We start from the raw sequence: 457 nt of genomic DNA on the forward strand, positions 1-457 counted from the left end.
CCCGTGGCAACCTGCTGGGCGTGCCGTTCCGCCGTGGCCAGAAGGGTGCCTCCGGCATGGCCAAGGATTTCGATCCCAAGTGCCACGGTCTGCGCCAGTTGCGCGTAGACAGTTACAAAGGCCTGGTGTTCGCCACCTTCAGCCAAACCGTGGAAGCACTGCCCGACTATATCGGCGCCGAGATGCGCCCCTGGATCGATCGCATCTTCCACAAGCCCATCGTCTATCTGGGTTGCACCCGTCAGTACTCCAAGTCGAACTGGAAGCTCTATCTGGAAAACGTCAAGGATCCCTATCACGCCAGCCTGCTGCACCTGTTCCACACCACCTTCAACATCTTCCGCGTGGGCATGAAAGCGCGCTCGCTGGCCGACAAGCACCACGGTCTGCACAGCATCATCACCGCCACCAAGAACGAGGTGGAGACTGCCGACGCCTACAAGCAGCAGGAGATCCG

Annotated in this window: 1 pseudogene; it reads left to right on the top strand. The window is 60.4% G+C overall.

Annotated features, from left to right (window positions below):
* A pseudogene (locus I5G_RS09415) lies at positions 1–457 on the top strand (Rieske (2Fe-2S) protein); the annotation flags it as partial.

This window comes from Microbacterium sp. B19, assembly GCF_000333395.1.
Classification (GTDB): Bacteria; Actinomycetota; Actinomycetes; order Actinomycetales; family Microbacteriaceae; genus Microbacterium.